The 23338-nt window shown below is 70.8% G+C and carries 16 protein-coding genes and 1 pseudogene; 9 read left to right on the top strand and 8 right to left on the bottom strand.

The features are described from left to right. Window positions 1-7: 7 nt before the first annotated feature. From IPL89_01150 to serS, 4 genes and pseudogenes are all read right to left on the bottom strand, one after another. Window positions 8-4447 (bottom strand): efflux RND transporter permease subunit, encoded by a 4440-nt coding sequence (locus IPL89_01150; GenBank protein MBK9061805.1) that lies wholly within the window; start codon window positions 4445-4447, stop codon window positions 8-10. Between the two features lie 3 nt (window positions 4448-4450). Further along, window positions 4451-5560, bottom strand: a complete 1110-nt coding sequence (locus IPL89_01145) for an efflux RND transporter periplasmic adaptor subunit (protein MBK9061804.1) — start codon at window positions 5558-5560, stop codon at window positions 4451-4453. 434 nt (window positions 5561-5994) lie between these two features. Next, window positions 5995-6177: pseudogene (locus tag IPL89_01140) on the bottom strand (helix-turn-helix transcriptional regulator). 103 nt (window positions 6178-6280) lie between these two features. After that, a complete protein-coding gene (gene serS / locus IPL89_01135; protein ID MBK9061803.1) occupies window positions 6281-7567 on the bottom strand; it encodes a serine--tRNA ligase in 1287 nt (428 codons plus the stop codon). A gap of 71 nt (window positions 7568-7638) precedes the next feature. Here serS and IPL89_01130 point away from each other — a divergent pair, with 71 nt between their 5' ends. From IPL89_01130 to IPL89_01105, 6 genes are all read left to right on the top strand, one after another. Then, the gene (locus tag IPL89_01130; protein ID MBK9061802.1) at window positions 7639-8583 is read left to right on the top strand and encodes a glycosyltransferase; all 945 of its coding nucleotides are present in this window, start codon (window positions 7639-7641) and stop codon (window positions 8581-8583) included. Beyond that, window positions 8580-9605, top strand: coding sequence for a glycosyltransferase family 2 protein (locus IPL89_01125; GenBank protein MBK9061801.1), 1026 nt, complete (start codon window positions 8580-8582; stop codon window positions 9603-9605). Before IPL89_01130 ends, IPL89_01125 begins: the two co-directional genes overlap by 4 nt. Further along, complete coding sequence (locus IPL89_01120) at window positions 9602-10702, top strand: DUF1972 domain-containing protein (protein MBK9061800.1); 1101 nt, start codon at window positions 9602-9604, stop codon at window positions 10700-10702. Before IPL89_01125 ends, IPL89_01120 begins: the two co-directional genes overlap by 4 nt. A 61-nt stretch (window positions 10703-10763) precedes the next feature. Then, entirely contained in the window at window positions 10764-12200 is a 1437-nt protein-coding gene (locus IPL89_01115) for a sugar transferase (protein MBK9061799.1), read from the top strand. 51 nt (window positions 12201-12251) lie between these two features. Continuing rightward, window positions 12252-14891 (top strand): protein kinase, encoded by a 2640-nt coding sequence (locus tag IPL89_01110; protein MBK9061798.1) that lies wholly within the window; start codon window positions 12252-12254, stop codon window positions 14889-14891. After that, entirely contained in the window at window positions 14888-15499 is a 612-nt protein-coding gene (locus tag IPL89_01105) for a hypothetical protein (GenBank protein MBK9061797.1), read from the top strand. Before IPL89_01110 ends, IPL89_01105 begins: the two co-directional genes overlap by 4 nt. Here IPL89_01105 and IPL89_01100 read toward each other — a convergent pair. Beyond that, entirely contained in the window at window positions 15468-16022 is a 555-nt protein-coding gene (locus IPL89_01100; protein ID MBK9061796.1) for a DinB family protein, read from the bottom strand. The genes IPL89_01105 and IPL89_01100 overlap by 32 nt on opposite strands. A gap of 40 nt (window positions 16023-16062) precedes the next feature. Here IPL89_01100 and IPL89_01095 point away from each other — a divergent pair, with 40 nt between their 5' ends. The 3 genes from IPL89_01095 (at window position 16063) to IPL89_01085 (ending at window position 20816) form a co-directional block, all read left to right on the top strand. Further along, window positions 16063-17391 (top strand): amidohydrolase family protein, encoded by a 1329-nt coding sequence (locus IPL89_01095; protein ID MBK9061795.1) that lies wholly within the window; start codon window positions 16063-16065, stop codon window positions 17389-17391. 188 nt (window positions 17392-17579) lie between these two features. Then, on the top strand, window positions 17580-18059 hold the full coding sequence (locus IPL89_01090; protein MBK9061794.1) for an acyloxyacyl hydrolase: 480 nt from the start codon (window positions 17580-17582) through the stop codon (window positions 18057-18059). Window positions 18060-18074: 15 nt separating this feature from the next. Next, window positions 18075-20816, top strand: coding sequence for a serine/threonine-protein kinase (locus tag IPL89_01085; protein ID MBK9061793.1), 2742 nt, complete (start codon window positions 18075-18077; stop codon window positions 20814-20816). 10 nt (window positions 20817-20826) lie between these two features. Here the strand turns inward: IPL89_01085 and IPL89_01080 are convergent, their stop codons facing one another. The 3 genes from IPL89_01080 to IPL89_01070 form a co-directional block, all read right to left on the bottom strand. Beyond that, window positions 20827-22239, bottom strand: coding sequence for a M20/M25/M40 family metallo-hydrolase (locus tag IPL89_01080; GenBank protein ID MBK9061792.1), 1413 nt, complete (start codon window positions 22237-22239; stop codon window positions 20827-20829). Window positions 22240-22290: 51 nt separating this feature from the next. After that, entirely contained in the window at window positions 22291-22620 is a 330-nt protein-coding gene (locus IPL89_01075; GenBank protein MBK9061791.1) for an RNA chaperone Hfq, read from the bottom strand. Between the two features lie 133 nt (window positions 22621-22753). Beyond that, the gene (locus IPL89_01070; protein ID MBK9061790.1) at window positions 22754-23260 is read right to left on the bottom strand and encodes a hypothetical protein; all 507 of its coding nucleotides are present in this window, start codon (window positions 23258-23260) and stop codon (window positions 22754-22756) included. Window positions 23261-23338: the final 78 nt, after the last annotated feature.

The raw sequence follows: 23338 nt of genomic DNA, 5'->3' as shown, positions 1-23338 counted from the left end.
TTCCCTTTCAGAGCGTTCCCTGCACGTACCTCAGGTTCGTGAGCGCGACGAGGTAGTCCCGTTTCGCCTTGGCGAGGTTGCCCTCGGCCTGGCGCACGTTCACGAGGGCGTCGTCGACCTCGAGGCGCGTCTTCACGCCGAACTCCTGCCCCTTCTCGGACATCTCGAGAAAGCGCCGGGCCTGGTCCACGTTCCCCGAGAGGGCGGCCACGATCTCGCCGGCGACCTTCGCCTGGTCGAGCACCGTCCGAACCTCGACGTTGATCCCGTCGCGCAGCTTGGCGAGGTCGAGCTCCGCGCGCGTCAGGTCGCTGCGGGCCTGGATGACCCGGCCGCGCGTCGCGAGGCCGTCGAAGAAGGGGAAGGAGAAGGCGACCCCGATCCCCCACTTCTGCCCGTCGACCGCGATCGGCTCCGCCTCGAACCACGTCCATCCGGCGTTCGCGCGCAGGTCCAGCCGGGGCTTGTCGTCGGCGTTCCGGATCTTCACGAACTCGCGGTAGACCCCGACGCCGTGCTCGAGCCCCTTCACGTCCGGCCGGCGCTCGAGCGCCGTCTTGACCGCGGCGTCGAACGACGGGATCTCCTGCGTCCCGGATTCGAGCGCCCCCGTCACGTCGAGGGCCGCGGTCTCCTCCGCGAGGACGAGCCTCAGGCGGTCGAGGGCGATCAGGACGAGGTTCGCGCTGCGGAGCACCTCGGGTTTCTGGTTGTCGAGCGCGACGCGCGCCGCGAGGACGTCGTAGTCCGTCGCCGTGCCGAGCGCGTGCCGCTGCTCGGCCTGCGCGAGCTGCTGCTCTCTCAGCCGGAGCGTCTCTTTCGAGATCTCAGCGAGCCTTCGCGCGAGGAGGACGTCGTAGAAGGCCTCGGTGACGTCGCGCACGGCGGCCTGCCGGAAGTGCTCGAGCTGGTCCGCCGCCGCCGCGATCCCCTGCTTGGCGGCGCGGACGGCCGCGCCCACCTTGCCCCACGCGAAGAGCGTCTGGGACAGCGTGAGGCCGGCGGCCTGCGTCGTCTGGCCCGACGGAAAGAGGCCCCCGGTCAGCGCCGCGTACGTCCCGTCCCACGAACGCGCCCAGCCGGCCTCGGCCGAGATGATCGGGAGCGCGGCGGCGCGCTCCTCGACGTATTTCCCGCGGACCCATTCCTGGTAGCTCCTTGCCTTCTCGACGTCGCGGTTCTTGTCCGTGGCGATCGCCACGGCGTCCTCGAGCGTCAGGACCCGGGGCGACGTTGGGGCCGCGGGCTCCCCCGCGCCCGCGGAGGCGCGCCCGGCCGGGGCGAGGAGAGAGACGGCGAGCAGCACCGACGCCGCGGTCTTCGCAGCGGCCGCGGACCCGTGCGCGCCCCCGGCCTCGGCGTTCGCCTTCGCCCAGCGCCGGTGGATCCACGCGGCGAAGTCGTCGAAGAGCGTGTAGACGACGGGGACGACGAGGAGCGTGAGAACCGTCGACGTGATCAGGCCGCCGATGACGGCGCGCCCCATCGGGGAGCGCATCTCGGCCCCCTGGCCGAGGCCGAGGGCGAGCGGGAGCATCCCGAAGATCATCGCGAGCGTCGTCATCATGATCGGGCGGAGCCGCGTCCTTCCCGCGGTGACGAGCGCGGTCCGGCGGTCCATCCCCTGAGCGCGGAGCACCTTCGTGTAATCGACGAGGAGAATCGCGTTCTTCGTGACGAGGCCCATCAGGAGGATGAGCCCGATGAGCGACATGATGTTCACGGTGTCGCCCGTCAGCGCGAGCATTCCCGCCATCCCGACGATCGACAGCGGGAGCGACAGCATGATCGAGAGCGGCTCGATGAACGACTCGAACTGGGCCGCGAGGATGAGGTAGACGAAGACGACCGCGAGAAGAAGCGCCTCGGCCATGTACCCGAAGCTCTCCTCCATCCGTTCGGCCTCGCCCGGGAAGTAGATCCGGTAGCCGGGGGCCATCGGAATTTTCCCGGAGGCCTCCCGGATCTTCTGGACGGCCGTTCCGAGCGGGACCCCGTCGAGGTTCGCGGTGAGGAGGACCTCGCGCGAGAGGTCGCGGCGCGAGATCTCCGAGGGCGTCGTCGCCCTCTCGGCCCGGACGAGCTCCGAGAGCGGGACGAGAGCGGGAGCCCTCTTCCCGCCCGGGACCGCGATCCTCAGCTCCCCGATCTGCGAGACGTCGCGGCGCATCGCGAGCGGGAGGCGGACCCTCACGTCGACCGCCTCGCCCTCCTCGTCCTCGTACGTCGTCACGGTCTGCCCGCCGACGAGCGCGCCGATCGTCCGGGCGATCGCGGGCGTCGAGAGGCCCGCGTCCGAAGCGCGCTCGCGGTCCACGACGAGCCGGTATTCGGGCAGGTCGAGCTCGAGCGTCATCTCCACGTCGACGATGCCGGGCACCCCGTAAACCGCTTCCTTCAGCTGCGCGGCGTACTTCTTCAGGAGCGGGATCTCCTCGCCGCGGATCGACACCATGATCGGCTTCTCGGCGAACTCGTCGGTCTGGATCTCGACCGACGGGATGATCCCGGCGATCGGGGCGATCCGCCTGCGGGCCTCGGCCGCGAGGACCGTCGCGTGCTTCTTCCGCTCCTTCGCCTCGACGAGCTTGACGTAGACGCGCGCATCACGGACGGTGCCGGTCTCGCCCGCGCCGATCGAGGCGTAGGTGTGCTTGACCTCGGGCATTTTCTTCAGCTCGGCGAGCACGGCGCCCATCCGGCCGCGCGTCTCCTCGAACGACGCGTCCGGGGCCGTCTTGAACTTGACCTGGAACTCGGCCTGGTCCGCGTTGACCATGAACTCGCTCTGGAGCGTCCCGAACAGGAACAGCCCGCCGAAGAACGCGGCGGCCGCGAGGCCGAGGACGGTCCGGCGGTGGTCGAGGGCCCATCCGACGAGCGCCCGGTACCGGTCGGCCGTGCGGTCGAACCAGCCGTTGAAGCGGTCGAGGACGCGCGCCACCGCGCTGCGTTCCCCTTTCCGCTCGACGTCCGGGTCCACCCAGCGCGACGAGAGCATCGGGTCGAGCGTGAAGGAGACGAAGAGGGAGACGAGGACCGCGAACGCGACCGTCATCCCGAACTGGAAGAAGAAGCGGCCCATGATGCCCTTCATGAACGCGACCGGGACGAAGACCGCGATGATCGAGAGGCTCGTCGCGAGAACCGCGAGCCCGATCTCCGCCGTGCCGTCGCGGGCGGCCGACATGTGGTCCTGCCCCTTCTCGAGGTGCCTCACGATGTTCTCGCGGACGACGATCGCGTCGTCGATCAGGAGGCCGATGGCCAGAGACAGCGCCATCAGCGTCATGACGTTCAGCGTCATCCCGAGGAAGTACATCGCGATGAACGACGAGATGACGGAGATCGGGAGCGTGAGGCCCGTGATGACGGTCGACCGCCACGAGTTGAGGAAGCAGAAGACGATGAGGACGGTGAGGACGCCGCCGAGAATCAGCGTGTTCGTGACGTCGTGGACGGACTCCTTGATCATCACGGAGCCGTCCCTCACGAGCTGGATCTCGACGGACGGCGGAAGCTCGATCCGGAGGCGGTCGATCTCGCGCGTGACGGCCTCGACGACGCCGACGGTGTTCGCCTTGCTCTGCTTGAAGACGTCGAGCGCGACGGCCGGCACGCCGTTGACGAGCGCGAGCTTGCGCCGCTCCTCGACGCCGTCCCTCACGTCGGCGACCTCCCCGAGCGTCACGGCGACGCCGCCGCGCGTCGCGACGACCATCGACTTGAAGCCCGGCACCTCCTTCGGCTTGCCCGAGACGCGCACCGGCAGCTCCTGGCCGCCCCCGTCGAGCCGGCCGAGGGGCGTGTTCACGTTCTCGCCGGAGAGCCCGGCGACGACCTCGTCCACGCCGAGGCCGAGCGCGTCGAGCCGCGCCCGGTCGAGGTCGACGCTCACCTCGCGCTTGCTCCCGCCCACGAGGTCGACCTTGCCCACGCCCGGAAGGTTCTCGAGGCGGCGCTTGACCCTGCGGTCGACGAGCGTCGTCAGCTCGCGCGGGGTCATCGCGTCGGACCTCACCGCGAGCGACACCACCGCCATCCCGCCGATGTCGAGCTTCTGGATGACCGGCTCTTCGATTCCCTGAGGGAGATCGTTCCGGATCGCCGAGATCTTCGAGCGCGCGTCCTGCGCCGCGTCGTTGATCTTCACCTCGAGGTTGAACTCGACGATGACCGTCGAGAGCCCCTCGCGCGAGGTCGAGAAGACGTGCTTGACGCCCGAGATCGGGTTGACCGCCTGCTCGAGCTTCTTCGTGACCTCGCGCTCGACCGTCTCGGGCGAGGCGCCCGGGAACCGCGTGAAGATGGAGAGGACCGGGATCTCGACGTCCGGGAACATGTCGATCGCGAGGCGCCGGTACGAAAAGATGCCGAGCGTCACGAGGGCGAGCATGAGCACGGTCGCGAAGACCGGCTTTTTGATGGAGAGGTTCGAGAGGAACATGGCTCAGGCCTTCGCGGGCGCCTGCACGCGATCGCCGTCGCGCAGGCTGAAGCCGCCCCGCGTGACGACCTCCTGGCCCGCCGCGAGCCCCTTCACGATCTCCACGCGGTCGCCGGACGCCGCCCCCGTCTCGACGAGGAGCCGTTTCGCGGTGCCGCCTTCCACGACGAAGACGCCGGCCGAGCGCGCCGCCGTGTCCCACGAGACGAGCGCCGAACGGGGGACGACGAGAATCGAGCTCCTCTTCCCGGTGACGATCCGGCCCTTCACGAAGAGCCCCGCCTTGAGCGACTCGTCCGGGTTCGGCACCTCGGTCTTCACCTTCACGGTCCGGCTCGCCTCGTCCGCGGCCGGGTTGATGAACGAGACCCGGCCCGCGAACTCCTTGCCCGGGAACGCGTCGCTCGAGAAGGCGAACGGCTGGCCGGCCCTCAGCTCCGCCATGCGCGCCGACGGCACGCTCGCCGTCAGCTCGAGAAGCCGGTTGTCGACGATGCGGAAAATCGGCGGGGGATTTCCCATGTTCTCGACGAAGTCCCCCACGTTGACGTTCCGCGTCGCGACCACGCCGTCGATCGGAGAGCGGAGGACGGCCTTGGTCCTCCGCGTTTCGGCCATCGCGAGCTGGGCTTTCGCGGCCGCTTCGCCCGCCCGCGCGGCCTCGTCGACCGTCTTCGCCTCGTCGAGCCCCTGCTGCGTCGCGAGCCCCGCCTGCTTGAGCTTGGCGCTCCGGTCCAGCTCTCGCGCGGCGCGCTGCACGGCGACCTCGGCCTGGAGCGCGGCCGCGCGCGCGGCCGCCACGGTCGCGTCCGCCTCGCGCGTGTCGAGGCGGGCGAGCGGCGTGCCGGCTTTCACGCGCACCCACTGGGTCACGTAGACCTCGGCGACGGTGCCGCTGTACTCCGTCCTCACGTCGGCCTCGCTGCGCGCCGTGAGCGTGCCGACGACCTCGACCGCCTGCTCGAGGTCGGCGGAAGTGACCTTTGCCGTCTCGACGGCGACGGCCGGCCGGCCGGCGCCGGAGGCGCCGTTTCCGGCGACCGGCTTGCCGCAACCGGCGACGGCGAGGGCGAGGACGCTGCAAAGAAGGAGGGCGGCGGTCGAACGCGTCATCGGAGGGTCTCCTTGAAGGCGGGGCCCGGCGCGGCCAGGCCCTCGAAGAGGAGGTCGAGCGCGCGCCGCAGGCCGTCCTTGCCCACGCCGAGCTCCGGCCGTGCGAGCGTGAGGTCCATCGTGAACGAGAGGACGCCCATGAGGGCGAGCGTCATGTCGGCGGGGTCCGCGGCGCGGAGCTCGCCGGCGGCGATCCCCTCGCGGACGATCTCCCGCATGACGACGAGGAGCTTGTCGTGGAAGGTCTGGAAGTCGAAGGGCGGGGCGCCCTCGGCGGGCCCCCAGAAAACGGCGTTGATGAGCCGCACGCCCGCCTTCTTCTCCTCGAAGGCCTCGAACATCCCGACCAGGAACCTCGCCAGCCGTTCGCGGACCGGGCCGCTCGACACGCGGCTCCTTGCGATCACCTCGTCCGTGTGGCGCGCGAGGTCGTTGAGGATCGCAAGGTAGAGGTCTTCCTTGCTCGCGAAGTGGTAGTAGAGGGCGGGCTTCGTCACCCCGGCACGCTCGACGATCTCCCGCACGGAGGTCGCCGTGTACCCGCGTTCCGTGAAGAGCTGGATCGCGGCATCCTGAAGTCGTTTCTCTACAGACTTTTCCGTCGCCTCCGCGGGCATCCTGACGGCCTCCAGATTCCTACCAGCTCGTTCCCCAAAGGAACTACCGACCGGTAAGTAAACTTGGGGTTGCCGCCGGAGGGCGTCAAGTGATCAAGGCGCTTCAGGCCTTCGTGATCTCCGTCTTCCCGCCGCAGTAGGGCTGGAGGGCTTTCGGGATCGCGACCGAGCCGTCCTTGCGCTGGTAGTTCTCGAGGATCGCGACGAGCGTCCGCCCGACCGCGAGGCCGGAGCCGTTCAGCGTGTGGACGAGCTCGTTCCGGGGCTTGCCGCCCGACTCGACCTTGACGCGGATCGCCGCGCGGCGCGCCTGGAAGTCCTCGAAGTTCGAACAGGACGAGATCTCCTTGTAGGCGTCCTGCCCCGGCAGCCACACCTCGAGGTCGAACGTCTTCGCGGACGAGAACCCGAGGTCGCCGCGGCAGAGCGCGATCCGCCGGTACGGGAGCTCCAGCTTCTCGAGGATCGCCTCCGCGTCGCGCGTGAGTTTTTCGAGCGCCTCGTACGACGCGTCGGCCTTCGCGAACTTCACGAGCTCGACCTTGTCGAACTGGTGCTGGCGGATCATCCCGCGCGTGTCCTTGCCGGCGGCGCCCGCCTCGGCGCGGAAGCACGGCGTGTACGCGCAGTAGGAGATCGGGAGCGCGCTCTCCGCGAGGATCTCGTCGCGGTGCATGTTCGTGACGGGCACCTCCGCCGTCGGCGTCAGGTACCAGTCCGTGCCCTCGAGCTTGAAGAGGTCCGCCTCGAACTTCGGGAGCTGGCCCGTGCCGAAGAGCGAGGCCGCGTTCACGATGAAGGGCGGCAGGATCTCCGTGTAGCCGTGCTCGCGCGTGTGGACGTCGAGGAAGAACTGGATCAGGGCGCGCGAGAGCAGCGACGCTCCGCCCTTGAGGACGGTGAACCGCGAGCCCGTGATCTTCGCCGCCCTTTCGAAGTCGAGGATGCCGAGCGCCGGGCCGAGGTCCCAGTGGGCCTGCGGCGGGAAGTCGAACTTCGTCGGCTCGCCCCACGTCTTCACGACGACGTTCGCAGTCTCGTCGGCGCCCTCGGGGACGGACGCGTGCGGGACGTTCGGAAGCGTTCCTTCGATCGCGGCGAATCGTTCCTCGAGGCTTTTGAGAGTTTCTTCGAGTGAAGAGATCCGGGCCGCGAGCTCCTTGGAACGTTCCTGCAGCTCCGTTGCGTCCTGCTTGGCCCGTCGGAGCGCTCCGACTTTCTCGGAGATGGAGTTTTTCTCCGCGCGCTCCAATTCCACCTGCGTCAGCAGGCGGCGCCGCTCCGCGTCCAGCTCGCCCCACGCGGCGAGCGCCGACGGGTCGTAGTTGCGGCCGCGGAGCAACTCGGGCATCCGCCCGAATTCCTTTCTAAGAAAATCTCTCGAGATCATTCAGCCCTGCATTCTGTCGGGCGCGCCGCCGGGATTCAAGCAGCCCTCCCGCCGCACTATCATCGACAGGCTTGACCGCCCCCCGCGTCCTCGTCGCGATCGTGTCGTGGAACTCCGCCGCGCACCTGCCGGCCGCCGTGAAATCGGTGCCGCCCGGCGTGCCCGTCGTCGTCGTCGACAACGCCTCGACGGACGGGTCGGCCGGCGTCGCCCGGGCCGCGGGCGCGCGCGTCGTCGAGGCGGGCGCGAACCTCGGGTTCGGCCCGGCCTGCAATCTCGCGGCGAAAGAAGGGGCCCCGTCCGAGGCGATCCTCTTCATGAACCCCGACGCCGCGCTCCTCGACGGCGCATCCGCGCTCGCGGCCCTCCTCTCGGCCCTCGACGCCGACCCCGCGATCGTCGCCGCCGCGCCGCGCCTCACCGGCCACGGGCAGGAGGAGTTCCAGCTGCGCCGCCTGCCGCGCCTCGGCGCGATCCTGCGCGAGGCCCTCCTCGTCGACCGTCTCTTCCCGTCCAACCCGTGGCTCCGGCGCGACCGCTATCTCGACCGATCCCGCGACGAGGCGTTCGACGTCGAGCAGCCCGCCGCCGCCGCCCTCCTCGTGCGGCGCACCGACTTCGAGGCCGCCGGCGGATTCGACCCGGCGTTCGCGCCCGCGTGGTTCGAGGACGTCGACCTCTGCGCGAAGCTCCTCGAGCGCGGCGGCCGGATCCGCTACGTCCCGTCCGCGCACGCGACGCACGTCGGCGGCGTCGCGATGGACGCGCTCTCGTGGCGCGACTTCCGCCCGCTCTACGTGCGAAACCAGTTCCGCTACCTCGCGCGGCACGCGTCCCTCCCCGTGCGCGCCGCGGCCTGGGCGGCGACGCTTCTCGGCGCCGCGCTGCGCCTCGTGCTCGCGCCCGTCGTCCGCGCCGACCACCCGCGCCCGGACGTCGCCGCGGCACAGGTCCGGGTCGCCCGGGGCCTTCTCGGCCTCGGCTGGCGCTCCGCGCTTCTCCCGGGGGACGCGTGACGGCGCGCGTCCTCGTCTCGCTCGTGACGCACAACGAGTCCCATGACGCCGAGCGGCTTCTGCCCTCGCTCTTCGGGCAGTCGTTCCGCGACATCGCCGTCTCCGCCATCGACAACGCGTCCGAGGACGGGACGCGCGCGACGTTCGCCGCCTTCGAGAAGGTCGCGCCCGTCCCCCTCGAGGTCTTCCCGTCGCGCGAGAACCTCGGATACACGGGCGGCCACAACCGATCGATCGCGAAGGCCGTCGAGCGCGGGATCCCGTGGGTCCTCGTCCTGAACACGGACGTCGTCCTCGCGCCCGGCTTCATCGCGACGCTGCTCGAGGACGCCGAGCGCCCCGAGCACTCCCGCGTCGCGGCGTTCACCGGGAAGATCCTCCGCGCGGAAGGGCCCGACCTCGAGCCGACCTCCGTGCTCGACAGCGTCGGGATCCGGATGACCCGGAACGGACGCCACTTCGACACCGGCGCCGGAGACCGCGACGCCGGCCAGTTCGACCGGCCCGCCGGGATCTTCGGCGCCTCCGGCTGCGCCGTGCTGTTCCGGACGGAGGCGCTCGCCGACACGCGGATCTCCACGGGATTCTTCGACGACGATTTCTTCGTCTACCGCGAGGACGTCGACCTCGCGTGGCGCCTGCGCGGGCGGGGCTGGGCGGCGCGCTGCGTCCCGGCCGCGGTGGCCTGGCACCGGCGGCGCAACCTCCCGGAGCGGCGCCGCGAGATGTCGGCGCTCGCGAACCTCCACTCCGTCAAGAACCGCTTCCTCCTCCGGATCAATAACGCCGGGAAAGCGCACCTCCGCGCAACGTTCCCCCGGACGTTCCTCCGCGACGCGGTCGTCGTCGGGGGCTGCCTGACGGTGGAGCGCACGTCCTTCGAGGCGCTCCGGTGGCTCGCCGAAAACCGCGAGCGCCTCCTCGAGAAGCGCGCCGAGATCCAGGGCCGCAGGACGGTTTCCGACGCGGACCTCGCGCGCTGGTTCACGGACGACCCGCGCGGCGCGAGGATCGAGGCGTGAAGATCGCGATTCTCGGGACCCGCGGCGTCCCGGCGGCTTACGGCGGCTTCGAGACGTTCGCCGAGGAGCTCTCCGCGCGCCTCGCCGCGCGCGGGCACGCCGTGACCGTCTACGCGCGGCGCGGCGGAACCGCCGCCGAGGTGGCTCTCCACCGCGGCGCTCGCGTCGTCTTCCTCCCGACGGTGCGGCACAAGTACCTCGAGACCGTCGTCCACACGGCGCTCTCCAGCCTCCACGCCGCCGCGCAGGGCTACGACGCCGTCCTCGTGTGCAACGGCGTCAACGCGCTCGCGTGCCGGTTCGTGCGTCTGCTCGGCGCCGGAACGCGCGTCGTCCTGAACGTCGACGGGCTCGAGCGGAACCGGCGGAAGTGGAACGCGCTCGGCCGCCTCGCCTACGCCGTGTCCGAGCGCCTCAGTTGCGTGATGCCGGACGTCCTCGTGACGGACGCGCGCGCGATCCAGACGTACTACCGCGAGGCGTACGGGCAGGACTCGCTCTACATCCCGTACGGCTCGGACCTCGCCGAACCGGCGGGGACGGGGGCGCTCACGCGCCTGGGCCTTTCGCCGGGCGGCTACGTCCTCTACGTGTCGCGCTTCGAGCCCGAGAACAACGCCGACGCCGTCGTGCGCGCGTACCGCTCGGTCCCGGGCACGGCTCCGCTCGTGATGCTCGGCGGCGCGCCGTACGCCGACGCGTTCGTCGCGGCCGTGACGGCCGAGGCCGCGAGGGACTCGCGCGTCCTCCTCCCCGGCGCGCTCTACGGGGAGGGTTACCGCGAGCTCCTCGCGAACGCCGCCGTCTACGTCCACGCGACGGAGGTCGGCGGCACGCACCCGGCGCTTCTCGAGGCCATGGGGTTCGGCCGGGCGCTCGTCGTCCACGACACGCCCGAAAACCGGGAGACCGCGGGGAAGGCCGGCCTCTACGCGGACGCGGCCCGGCCCGAGACGCTGGCCCGCGCGATCCAGGCCCTCCTCGCCGATTCCGAGCTCCGCCGGCACTCCGGCCTGGCCGCCCGCCGGCGGGCCCGCGAGCACTACCGCTGGGACGCGGTGACGGACGCCTACGAAAAAGCCCTCCTGGGAGCGTGAGGAGGCGCGTTTTCGCGGCACTTGCTAGCATCCCCATGCCCCCTCGCCGGGGTTTGCCCCGATGCTGAAGCAACAGGCCCGGACCATTGCGGCCCTTCTGTACGCCGCCGACCTCAGCGTCACCCTCGCGACGCTGCCAGTGGCGTATCTCCTTCGCAGCGAGGTCGTTCCGCTTTTCGCGCGCCGCCTGACCGCCCTCTACGACTTCAACATGTACCTCGTCCTCGTCGGGCCGATCGTCCTGATCTGGACGGCCCTGCTCTTCCTGGGCGGGGCGTACCGCAGCCGCCGCACGGAGGCGCTCAAGGACGAAGTCGCGCTCGTCGCGCGGACCGCCCTTTTCGGCTCGGTCCTCCTCGCGCTCGTCGTCTTCGGCGCGCGCTGGGACTTCATTTCGCGCCCGTTCGTCGCGGCGTTCTTCGTCGTGAACCTCGTCCTCCTCGTCGCCGAGCGCGTCACGGTGCGCCTCGTCGCCCGGCGCGTGCGCGCCCTCGGCTTCAATTTCCGGACGGTCGTCCTCGTGGGCGACACGCCCGGCGCCGCCTCGATGGCGAAGCTCATCCGCGACCACCCGTGGTGGGGCCTCAAGCTGCTCGGCCTCATCCGCGAGAAGCCGATCGAGCCCGGCGAGACGACGACGTCCAACGGCGTGCCGTACCTCGGGACGCTCGCGGACTTCCCGCGCGTCTTCACGGAGTTCAGCGTCGACGAGGTGCTCCTCGCGGTGGATCGGGGCGACCTGCCGAAGATGGAGGATCTCTTCCTCCTGTGCGAGGAGATGGGCGTCAAGACGCGCCTCGTCCTCGACTTCTTCCCGCACGTCCTCGCGCGCGTCGAGCTCGAGGAGCTCGACGGGACGCCGCTCCTCACGTTCTCGACGACGCCCGACGACAGCGCCGCGATGATGGCCAAGCGCACCGTCGACGTGCTCCTGTCGATTCTCCTCGGCGCAGTCGCCGTCGTCCCCGTCACGCTCGCCGCGCTCGTCATCAAGCTCACGTCGAAGGGGCCCGCGCTCTTCCGGCAGACGCGCGTCGGCCTGAACGGGAGGCCCTTCACGCTCGTGAAGCTCCGGACGATGGTGGAAAACGCCGAGGATCGCCTCGCGGAAGTCGCGCACCTCAACGAGCACGACGGGCCGGTCTTCAAGTCCGCGATCGATCCGCGCCTCACGGCGTTCGGCCGGCTCATCCGGCGCTTCTCGCTCGACGAGATCCCGCAGCTGTGGAACGTGCTGCGCGGCGAGATGTCGCTCGTCGGGCCGCGGCCGCCGCTCCCGGAGGAAGTCGCGCGCTACGAGCGCTGGCAGCGGCGGCGCCTCTCGATGAAGCCGGGCGTCACGGGCCTCTGGCAGGTGTCGGGCCGCAACGAGATCTCGCGCTTCGAGGAGTGGACGAACCTCGACCTCGCGTACATCGACAACTGGAGCCTCTCGCTCGACGCGAAGATCCTTCTCCGCACGATTCCGACGGTCCTCTCCGGCCGCGGCGCGCGTTGAGATAACGTCCGCGCACCAGCGGACAAGACGAAAGACGCGCGAGGGCCGGGAATGACGCTTTCCCCGGGACAGAAAATCGGCCCCTACGAGGTCGTCGCGCCGCTCGGCGCGGGCGGCATGGGTGAGGTGTACCGGGCGCGGGACCCACGCCTGAGTCGAGAGGTCGCCGTAAAGGTACTGCCGGAAGATTTCCTGGAAGGTGAAGAGAGGAAGCAGCGGTTCGAGAGAGAGGCTCGGCTGCTCGCGGCGCTCAATCATCCCGGAATTGCCGCCATCTATTCATTCGAAGAGATCCCCTCTTCCTCCTCTTCTTCGTCCCGCCACATCCTCGTCATGGAGCTGGTCGAGGGCGAGACCCTGGGCGCGCGCCTCGCGCGCGGGGCGCTGCCGGTCGACGAAACCCTCGACATCGCGAAACAGGTCGCCGCGGCGGTCGAGGCCGCGCACGAGAAGGGGATCGTCCACCGCGACCTCAAGCCCGGGAACGTCATGCTCCGGCCGGATGGGACCGTGAAGGTGCTCGACTTCGGGCTCGCGAAGGCGGGCGCGGCGGCGGGCGCCGGGTCCGACGTGGACCTATCGCATTCCCCGACGATGACGCAGGTCGGCACGCAGGCCGGCGTGATCCTCGGGACGGCCGCCTACATGAGCCCCGAGCAGGCCCGCGGGAAGCCGGTCGACAAGCGCACGGACATCTGGTCCTTCGGCGTCGTCGTCTACGAGTGCCTCACGGGGCGCCCTCTCTTCCGGGGCGAGACGGTCTCCGATCTCATCGCGAAGATCCTCGAGCGCGAGCCGGACTGGACCGCGCTGCCGCGCGCGACGCCCCCGCGCGTTCACGACCTCCTCCGCCGCTGCCTCCGCAAGGATCCGCGCGAGCGCCTGCGGGACATCGGCGACGCGCGCCTGGAGCTGGCCGACGCGATGACCGCCGTCCCGCGCGCGGCGGACGCGGCCGCCGCTTCCCGCCGCGCACCCGCGTGGGCTTGGCTCCTCGTCGCGACGACGGCCCTCCTGCTCGGGATCGGCGCGGGCCGGCTGCTCCGCGGCCCGGCGAAGAGCGCGCCGGCGCTCCTGCGCTTCACGATCCCCGCCACGCAGCTCAAGGGCGGCACGCGCCTCTCGCCGGACGGCCTGAAGGTCGCCTATGCGACCGGCTCGAGGCTGATGATCCGGGACCTCCAGCGCTTCGAGTCGGCGGAGATCCCGGGCACGGAGGGGGCGACCGACCCGTTCTGGTCCCCGGACGGCTCGCAGATCGGCTTCGCGCGGGACGGGAAGATCTGGATCTCCTCCCTCGCCGGGTCGAGCGCCGCGCCCCTGTGCGCGATCCTGCCGGCGGGAGGGTTCAACGGGGCCGCCTGGGGAAAGGACGGGAAGATCGCCTACGCGGGCTTCCGCGGCGGGCTCTACGAGGTCTCCGCCCGCGGAGGCGAATCGAGGCTGGTCCTGGCGCCGGACCCGAGCGAAGTCGACTTCCACTGGCCCGAGCGGCTCCGCGACGACGGCAAGGTCGTCCTCGTCGCGCACCGCAAGGCCGGCCCCCGTCCCGTCGCGGTCGTGACGCTGCGCGACGGCTCGAGGAAGAACCTCCGCGAGTTCGGGGGCGTCGGCAACGCAGTCTACTCGGCCACCGGGCACATCCTCCTCGCCTTCAGCGAGGGCCGGCAGCGGATCATCGCGGTGCCCTTCTCGGACTCGAGGGACGAGATCACCGGCGAGCCGTTCGTCGTCGCGCCCGGCGCCTACGGCCCGTCGGCCTCGGCCGACGGCGCGCGGATCACGTACACCGCGGGCTCGTCCCGCTCTCTCCGCGAGATCGTCTTCCTGACGCGCGACGGACGCACGGAGCGCGTCGTCGGCCCGCCGCAGCTCGGCCTCGACTTTCCCGCGATCTCCCCCGACGGGACGAGCGTCGCCGTCACGGCGGTCGAAAACGAGAATGCCGACCTCTGGCTCCAGGACCTGGCCCGAGGCACGCGGCGCCGGCTCGTCGCGAGCCCGCGCAACGAGCTGTTTCCGAGCTGGTCGCGCGACGGCAAGCGCCTCGTCTACGGCGAAGAGGGGGACGTCGAGCCCGCCCTGAAGGAGGTGTCGGCCGACGGATCGGGCGACCCGCGCCCCATCGGCGCGACGGGGTGGTGGCCCGCGTGGACTTCGGGCGGTGACTCCCTCGTGTTCCAGCGGGACCTCTCGGGGCAGGGGGTTCTCTGGCGGCTCGACACCGCCGCCGGAGCAAAGCCCGTCCGCCTGACCTCCTCCCAGACGATCAACGAGGACGCCCCGACGCTCTCTCCGGACGGGCGATGGCTCGCCAGCATGTCCGACGAATCCGGTGCGAACCAGGTCTTCGTCCGGCGGCTGGCCGACGGGGCGCAGAAGCAGCAGGTCTCGCTGGCCGGGGGCGCGTTCCCCTTCTGGAGCCCGGATGGACGGACGCTCTACTACTGGGAGGGGCAAACGCTGATCGAGGTCGCGATCGGCGCCGGGGAGACGCTCACGTTCGGAGAGCCGAAGCGGCTCTTCAGCGCCGTGGACGCCGGCATCGCCCTCGCCACGTACCTGGGCAACCGGCCGGCGGTGGTCGCCGCCGGGAACGGCCTCTTTCTCGCCGTCCGCCGTGCGGCGAGCGACCCTTACGCCGGGATCCTCGTCGTCGAGAACTGGCTCGAAGAGTTCCGGCCGCGATGAAGCAGGCCTGGGCCGACGCGTGGCGGGACCCGCGCTTCCGGCTGGGTCTCGCCCTCACCGTTCCCGCGCTCGTCGCCGTGCTCGCGACACTGGCGCGCTTTCTCACGTTCGTCGAGGCACGGCCGGGCGCCGTCCTGCCCGACCCCGTCCTCGCGCTCCTCGCGCCGCGGGACCTGACGTGGCTGACGTTCTCGCTGATCTACCTCGGCCTCGCCTTCGGCGTCGCACGCCTCGCGACGGACCCGCGCGCCCTTCTCGTTGCCCTGCAGGCCTACGTCCTCATGGTGATCTTCCGGATCGCCGCCATGTGGGTCACGCCGCTGGAGGCACCGCCCGGGATGATCCCGCTCCACGACCCGCTCGTGCGCCTCTTCGGGCCGGGGAAACTCCTCACGAAGGACCTCTTCTTCTCGGGCCACACGTCGACGCTGTTCCTGCTGGCCCTGGCGGTGCCCGGCCGGCGGTCGAGGGTGTTCTTCCTCGCGTGCACGGGCGCCGTGGGAGTCAGCGTCCTCGCGCAGCACGTCCACTACACGATCGACGTTCTCGCGGCCCCGTTCTTCGCCTGGGCGAGCTTCAGGATCGCCCGGAACAACGCAGGACCTTAGGCCCCGCGAGGACCCGGCGGATCTGGCCGAGGTGCTTGCCCTCGTGCCCCGCGAGAAACTCGAACCAGTCCACTCCGCTGAAGCGCCCGAGGAGGAAGTGCGGGAAGACCATGTTCGCGAAGCGCTCCTCGCCCATGCGGTCGGCGATCGCCAGGAGGGCCGTCCGCGTCTGGCGGAGGCCTTCGACGACCTCCACCGGATTCACCTCGGAGCGGGGGCGCGGACGCACGAGCTTCGGCGCGCGGAACCTGATCTTCCAGAAGACGGGCGACATCGGGAGGCGGTACCACCATGCGTACTTCGGGACGCGCGTCGGCTCGCCCTTCTCGTGCTTCGTGAGCGCCTTGACGAGCGTGCGCTCGGCCGTGCCGATGTGGTCCAGCACTTCCGCCGCCGACCAGCCGCCGTCGGCCGGCGGGCAGAGAAGCTCCGCGGCGGACTTTCCCGAGACGGCCTCGTAGATCCCGGCGCGCACCGCTTCCATGCGCTCGCGGGCCTGACGGAGTTCCTCGGCGCGGCTCATAATCCCCGCTCATCCTGATCGGGAAGGGGGCCTCCGTCAAATGCGAATCCGCCTCGCGCTCGTCCTGCTCACCGCCGCCCTGACGCTGGACGTCGCGGCGCAGCCGCTCACGGTGAAATGCGGAACCCTCCTCGATCCGGGCAGCCGCGAATCGAAGAAGAATATGAAGATTTTCTTCGAAGGTGGCAGGGTGGCAAGGGTCGAGGCCGCGAGCGCCGCCGACGCGCCCCCGCCCTCTTCACCTTCTAAGAAATCTTCTTCCGAATCCCCCTCATCCGTTCTCGATCTCTCTTCCCACACGTGCCTCCCGGGCCTCATCGACGCGCACACGCACCTCCTCCTGCAGGGCGACGCGCTGCCGGAGGAGTACGACGAGCAGGTCCTCAAGGAATCGACCCCGTACCGAGCGCTCCGCGCCGCCGCCGCCGCGCGCATCGCGCTCGACCACGGCTTCACGACTCTCCGCGATCTCGGGACCGAGGGCGCGGGCTTCACGGACGTCGACCTGAAGAAGGCCTTCGACCGCGGGATCGTGCCCGGCCCCCGCGTCTTCACCGCCGGCCCTGCCATGACGCCGACGGGCCGCTACCCGCTCCTCGGCTTCTCGTGGGAACGCAAGATGCCCGACGGCGTCCTCAAGTGCGACGGCGCGGACGAGTGCCGCAAGGCGGTGCGGTACCAGGCGCAGTACGGCGTGGACTGGATCAAGGTCTACGCGGACGGGTCGTACTACCGCACCCCGGACGGCGGCTGGGCCTCGATTCCGAACTTCACGCAGGACGAGATGAACGCGATCGTCGACGAGACGCACCGCTTGAGGAAGAAGGTCGCCGCGCACTCGATGACGCCGACCGGCCACCGGATCGCGCTCCAGGCGGGCGTCGACTCGCTCGAGCACGGCGACGTGCTGGACGACGAGACGGTCAAGGCGATGGCCGCGAAGAACGTCGCCTACTGTCCGACGATCACGGCGCTGGACTTCGTGAAGGGCCCGCGCAGCAAGACGAACCCGATCTGGGACCAGCTGTGGGCCGCATCGGAGGAGTCGTTCAGGCGGGCCTACAAGGCCGGCGCGCCGATCGCATTCGGCACGGACGCCGGGGGCTTCGACTGGGACAAGCGCAACCAGGCCGGGGAGTTCTCCTTCATGGTCGCGTGGGGCATGACGCCGTGGGACGCGCTGCGCACGGCGACGACGGTCGCGGCCGACCTCCTCGGGCCGCACAAGGACGGCAAGCTCGGCTGCCTCGCCGCCGGCTGCGTCGCGGACCTCGTCGCGGTGAAGGGCGATCCGCTGACCGACATCAAGGTAATGGAGAAGACGGTCGCGGTGATCTCGCGCGGCAAGGTCGTCAAGAAACCCGATTGAGGGGGACAAAGGCCCGCACGCGACGAGCAAGCCTCTCTCTCGCCGTACTGCTGTTTTTCTTAGAAGGTGAATGCACCCTCGCGCAGGCGCAGCCAGCGCCCAATGCTGCGGCCGCGCAGGCTGCGCCGGGCTCTTTACCACTCGAAGAAAATCTTCAATCTCCCTCCGGGCAGACATTTCCCTGGCACGTGATCTCCTCCTACGGCCAGGCGTCCGCGCCGACCTCGCAGGAGTTCGCGGAGTTCGGGTCGCTGTCCGTCGCGCGCGACTTCCCGCTCGGCCCGAACTTCGTCTGGGGCGTGGAGCTGACGCCGCTCTTCCTCGTGAACCTCACGCGCGTCGACCTGCCCGACCACCCGCGCGAGAGCCGCGCGGCGGTGGCCGCCGCGCCGTTCCTCGCGTGGGAGGCGTTTCCCCGTGCCGCGGTCGGCCTTCGCCTCGAAGCCTCGGTGGGCCTCCTCTGGGCGTTCTCCCCCGTGCCCGCGGAGGGTTCGCGCTTCAACTTCATCGACATCCTCGGGGGGCGTGTGCGCGTCCGCCTCGGCGGGGGGGCCGCGCTTTCGCTCGGCGTCCGCCGGACGCACATCTCGAACCTCGGCACCGTCGGGCCCGACAACCCGGGGCTGAGCTTCTACGCGGGCGCCCTCTCACTCGACCTCACCCGCTGACTTATCCTTCCCGTGTTGACCATCCAGGCCGGAACCATGGTCGGGCCGTTCGAGGTCGTGTCGCTCCTCGGCTCGGGGGGCATGGGTGACGTCTACCGCGGTCGCGACACGCGTCTCGGCCGCGAGGTCGCCCTCAAGGTCCTGCCGGCTCACCTCGCCGACGACAAGGAGGGCCTCGTCCGCTTCGCCCACGAGGCCCGCGCCGCCTCCGCGCTCAACCACCCGAACATCGTCACGATCTACGACATCGGGAAGACCGACGGCGCGCCCTTCCTCGCGATGGAGTTCATCACCGGCCGGACGCTCCGCGAGATTCTGAAGGACGGTCCCCTGCCGCTGCGCCGGCTCCTCGACGTCGCCGCGCAGCTCACGGACGGCCTCGCGAGCGCGCACGGCGCCGGGATCGTCCACCGGGACCTCAAACCCGAGAACCTCATGCTCTCGGCGGACGGGTTTCTCAAGATCCTCGACTTCGGGATTGCAAAGCTCTCACCGTCGGTCGCCGGCGGCGACGCCGCGCCGGCCCTCACGAGCACCGGTCTCGTCGTCGGGACGCCGGGCTACATGTCTCCCGAGCAGGCGTCGGGCCGCACCGTGGACTTCCGCTCCGACCAGTTCTCCGTCGGGCTCCTCCTCTACGAGATGGCGACCGGCCGGCGCGCCTTCGAGCGCCCGACGCCCGTCGAGACGCTCACGGCGATCATTCGCGACGAGCCCGAGCCGCTCGCCGTCGCCGCGCCGCGCCTCGCGGCCCCGGTCAGGTGGGTCATCGAGCGCTGCCTCGCGAAGGATCCCGAGGAACGCTACGCGTCGACGCGCGATCTCGCGCGCGAGTGGAAGCAGCTCGAGCGCAACGCCGACATGCTCGCGACGGACACGTCCTTCCAGACGGCCCAGACCGCGCGCTTCGAGGCCGCCGCGACGGCGCGCACGCGCGCGGACGCGGGGCCGTCCGTCACGCTCGGCGGGCCCGTCCCGGTTCCAGCGCCGGCGCCGCCCGAGTCCGCCGGCCGCCGCGCCGGGCGCGTCGCGCTCCTCACGCTCGGCGCTCTCGCGCTCGTCGCGGTCGGCGGCGGGCTCGGTTTCTGGTTGAGACGCACGTCCGCGGACACGCCCGTTCCGGCCTGGTCGGGTTCGCTCGTCATGGGCGGGTCGACGCGCGTCCTCTCCCCGCACAGCGGCCCCGACGGCCGGCGCGTCGCGTTCCTGACGCCGGTCGGCGGCCTTGCGCAGGTCGCGGCCATGGAGCCCGAATCGGGCGACTGGACGGTCCTGACGAAGCGGCGCGACGCGGGTGCGGTCCATCGCGTGGAGTGGTCGCCGGACGGGACGCGCCTCCTCTTCGACCGCGTGACGGACGTGCCGCTCGGCGTGTCGAGCGTCCCCGCGATCGGCGGCGAAGAGCGTCTCGTCGTCGAGGGCGCGCAGAGCCCCGACCCGCTCCCGGACGGCAGCCTCCTCGTCGTGAAGCTGGACGCCGAACGGCGGTTCCAGCTCGTGCAGGTCTGGCCCGACAGCGGCAGGCAGAAGAACGTCGGGCCGCCCGTCCTCGCCGACTCGAGCGACCTCGCCTCGCGCGCGTTCCCGGACGGCAAGTCGGTCCTCGTCTGGGGGCGCCTCGCCGGCGCCAAGGACGCGGGCGGGCGGCGTCTCCACGTCATCGACGTCGAGACCGGCGCGGCGAGCCCGTTCCTGCCCGAGCTGCCGCTCCTCCCGCCGTTCCTCCCGACGCGCGACGGGACGCGCGTCCTCGCGCGCCTCGCCGCGGGCGATCTGCATCGCATCGTCGCGGCCGCGCGCGACGGGACCGGCGTCGAGACGCTTCTCTCCTTCTCCAGCCGGCCGCGGTACCTCGCGGAGGGGCCCGCGGGGACGCTCTACGTCGGCTTCTCCGACGGCGCCGCCGAGATCCTGCGCCTGCCCGCGGCGGGCGGCCTGCCCGAGCGCCTCGCGAGCGCGCCCGCGAGCCTGGTCATGACGCCCGTCGAGTTCGAGGACGGGCGCCTCCTCGTCCCCGGCCTCGTCGCGGGGCGCCGCCAGATCCTCGTGACGGGCGAAGGCGGCGACCTCCGGCCTTTCACGGGGCTCTCGGAGCCCACGTTCGGCCCCGCGGCGCTCGCGGGGCGGGACGCCGTGGCGTTCCTCACCGGGCCGTCCGGCTCGCCGCCGCTCCTCGCGATCGTCGCGCGCGCCGACGGGCGCCTGATCAAGAAGCACGCGCTGCCCAAGAACGCGATCCCGTCGTCCCTCGCGGCGTCCCGCGACGGCAGGACGATTTTCTTCGCGGACGGCGGGACGATCTGGTCCGTGGACGCCGCGAGCGGCGCCGCGAAGGCGTTCTCTCCCGGCCACGGCGTCGCGGGCGACCCGGGCGCGGACGACGTTCTCGTCCAGCGCAACGCGGCGTCGGGCGTCCAGCTCGTTCGCATTCCGATCGCGACGCGCGCGGAGACTCAGGTCCTCACGACCGGGCCGCTCCGCCTCGCGACCGCGCCGCTCTCGGGCGGCGCGGTCGGGCCCGACGGGAAGATCCTCGTCTCGGTCGTGTCGCCGGAGACATGGCTGCCCGTCCCTGCCGTGCTCGACCCCGCGACCGGCGCGCTCACGCTCATCCCCGTGCGCACATCCGGCGAGATCCTGACGGCCTCGTGGGGCCGCGGCGGAACCGTCCTCGCGATGGCGCTCGGGACGAACGGCGAGTTCTGGAGCTTCCGCCCGAAGGACGAGGCAGGCGCTCCCTCGTCCCCCGGGCGTTAGCGGGACAGTCCTACTTCTTCGGCCGGTAGCCCTTCGCGCCGACCTTGCCCAGCGCGGCGACCTGCTGGAAGTACTTCGCGAACGCGATCATGCCGCCGGACGCCTGCTCCCAGTCGTAGTTCTCGTTCGGGGAGTGGTAGCCGTGCTCGGGCAGCGAGAGCCCGAGGAAGACGATCGGGACCTTGAGGACCTGCTCCATCGTGAGGACGGCGCCGATCGAGCCGCCCTCGCGGACGAAGACGGGCTCCCGGCCGAACGCGAACTTCACGCTCGAGCGCACCGCGTCCGCGAGCGGACCGGTCGTGACGCCCTGGTACGGGTCGAGGCGCCCCTCGAGATGGACCTTCACGTCCTTGTTCTTCTTCTTCACGAAGTCCGTCACGAGCTTCGCGATCTTCGCGCCCGTCTGGTTCGGGACGAGCCGGCACGAGACCTTGACCTCCGCGCGCGGCGCGATGACCGTCTTGACGCCGGGCCCCGTGTAGCCGCCGACGAGGCCGTGGATCTCGAACGTCGGCATCGCCCAGATGCGCTTCATGACGTCCAGCGCGTCGTTCGTGCGGATCGACTTGAAGAGGTGATCCTTCTTGAAGCCGGCCACCGTGAAGCCGGACCTCCGGAAGTCCTCGAGCTCGGCCTTCGTCGGCGGAACGACGTCCTTGTAAAAGCCGGGGATCTTCACCTTGCCGGTCTTCGCGTCGAAGCACTCGGAGACGACCTGCATGAGCTCGGCAATCGGGTTGCGCGCCGCGCCGCCCGTGACGCCCGAGTGCTGGTCCGTCGTGCCCGTCTCGAGCGTGAAGAGCATTCCCTGCATGCCGCGGAGGCCCGCCGGCGCCGCCGGCTTGCCGCGGGCGATCCAGATCGTGTCCGACACGATCACGGAGTCCGTCGCGAGCTTTTCCTTCGCCGCCGTGATCCCCTTCGCGAAGCTCGGGGAGCCGATCTCCTCCTCGAACTCCCACAGGACGCGCACGTTCACGGGCACGCCCGCGTCCGCCGCCGCCTTCGCGCCGAAGAGCGCCGAGAGCGCGGGGCCCTTGTCGTCCGTCGTCCCGCGGCCGAAGTAGCGGTCGCCCTTCTTCGTGAAGACGAAGGGCTCCGTTTCCCAGGGCTCCGTCTCCTTCGAGGCGGGCTGGACGTCGAGGTGGTTGTAGACGGTGACGGTCGGGCGGGACGGGTCGTCGCCGAACACGCCGTGGACGATCGGGTGGCCGCTCGTCTCGAGGACGGACGGGACGCCGCCGAACGCCTTGATCGTGTCGCAGGCGAGCTTCACGCAGTCGGCGATCGCGGGCTTCTTCGAGGGATCGACGGAGACCGTCGGTCGCTCGACGAAGTCCTTGAGGAGGGATTCGAAGCGATCGCGGTTCTGGGCCGCGAACGCCGAGAGGGCTTCCTTGGTGAGTTTGCTGTCGTTCATGCGGGCGAGTGTATGCCCGCCTCGCGGCGCCGCGTCAATCCCGCAGGGACTTCATCCCGGGCCGCCGACTCCCGGACCCGCGCCGGGCAGCGGGCGCCGCCTCTTCTTGTGCATGCGCTCCTCTTCCTCCTTGTAGAGGTACTTGATGGAGCGCTTCGGGATCAGGAGGTTCGGGGCGTGGTCCCGGTTGAGCTTGATGACGTCCTTGTCGTACCACTCGATCCAGCCGCGCAGCTCCTCGCCGTCCACGAGGCGGACGACGATGGGCGTCTTGGACTGCATCTGCTTGAGGTAGTAGTAGGCCTCGGCGTTCGTCTGCTCGGGCGGGACGACGCGCCGGGCGCCGCCGCCGGCCGGCCGGGGAGCCCCGTGGTCGCGCATGACGCCGGCCAGCGAGGGCCGGATGAGCTTGCGCGGGCCCAGCTCCTCGGGCGGACCTCCCCCCTCGCCGGGGGCGGGGGCGCCGGAAACGGGCCTTTTCGCGGAAGCCATGTCGGGACTCCTCATGGGGTGTCTACGCGGGAGGGGAAACGGATGTTGCCCGGAGTCTATTCCGGGCTTCCCCAAAGGACGAAACCCGCCTCAGGCGGGAGGCGGCGGCGGGGGCCGGGGCGGCCTTTTCGCGGCGCTCGCGGTCGCCGCCATGGCCCATGCGCCGGGCGGCCTCGATGCCGCCCTCGAGCTCGTAGGCCACGCAGCACTTCAGGCGGCCGCACTGCCCCGTCAGCTTGGCGGGGTTCGGGGTGAGCCCCTGCATCTTCGCCATCCGGATCGTCACGGGGTGGAAACCCTTCAGCCACGTCGAGCAGCAGAGCGTCAGGCCGCAGGAGCCGATGCCCCCGAGGATCTTCGTCTCGTCGCGGACGCCCATCATCTTCATGTCCACCCGGAGGTCGAACTTGTCGGAGATCGCGCGCGCGAGGTCGCGCACTTCGGGCTTCTTTTCCGACGTGTAGAGGACGGTCAGCTTGCGGCGGTCGAAGCCGACGGCGCATTTGACGACGTGGACGTCGAGGCGCATCGCGGCCACCTTCTCGTCCGCGAACGCGAGGGCGGTCTGCTGGAGCTCGAGGCGCTCGGCGTAGTCGGCGTACTCGGA

This window comes from Acidobacteriota bacterium, assembly GCA_016716715.1.
Classification (GTDB): Bacteria; Acidobacteriota; Thermoanaerobaculia; order UBA5066; family UBA5066; genus Fen-183.
Note: the sequence above shows the minus strand (reverse complement) of the source record. Positions and strands in the feature narration are given on the sequence as shown.

Bases quoted from the DNA above. Each gene is read 5' to 3' on its own strand.
- IPL89_01150 (MBK9061805.1), bottom strand. From the start codon at position 4,447: ATGTTCCTCTCGAACCTCTCCATCAAAAAGCCGGTCTTCGCGACCGTG.
- IPL89_01145 (MBK9061804.1), bottom strand. From the start codon at position 5,560: ATGACGCGTTCGACCGCCGCCCTCCTTCTTTGCAGCGTCCTCGCCCTC.
- serS (MBK9061803.1), bottom strand. From the start codon at position 7,567: ATGATCTCGAGAGATTTTCTTAGAAAGGAATTCGGGCGGATGCCCGAG.
- IPL89_01115 (MBK9061799.1), top strand. From the start codon at position 10,764: ATGCTGAAGCAACAGGCCCGGACCATTGCGGCCCTTCTGTACGCCGCC.
- IPL89_01110 (MBK9061798.1), top strand. From the start codon at position 12,252: ATGACGCTTTCCCCGGGACAGAAAATCGGCCCCTACGAGGTCGTCGCG.
- IPL89_01105 (MBK9061797.1), top strand. From the start codon at position 14,888: ATGAAGCAGGCCTGGGCCGACGCGTGGCGGGACCCGCGCTTCCGGCTG.
- IPL89_01100 (MBK9061796.1), bottom strand. From the start codon at position 16,022: ATGAGCCGCGCCGAGGAACTCCGTCAGGCCCGCGAGCGCATGGAAGCG.
- IPL89_01095 (MBK9061795.1), top strand. From the start codon at position 16,063: ATGCGAATCCGCCTCGCGCTCGTCCTGCTCACCGCCGCCCTGACGCTG.
- IPL89_01080 (MBK9061792.1), bottom strand. From the start codon at position 22,239: ATGAACGACAGCAAACTCACCAAGGAAGCCCTCTCGGCGTTCGCGGCC.
- IPL89_01075 (MBK9061791.1), bottom strand. From the start codon at position 22,620: ATGCGCGACCACGGGGCTCCCCGGCCGGCCGGCGGCGGCGCCCGGCGC.
- IPL89_01070 (MBK9061790.1), bottom strand. From the start codon at position 23,260: ATGCGCCTCGACGTCCACGTCGTCAAATGCGCCGTCGGCTTCGACCGC.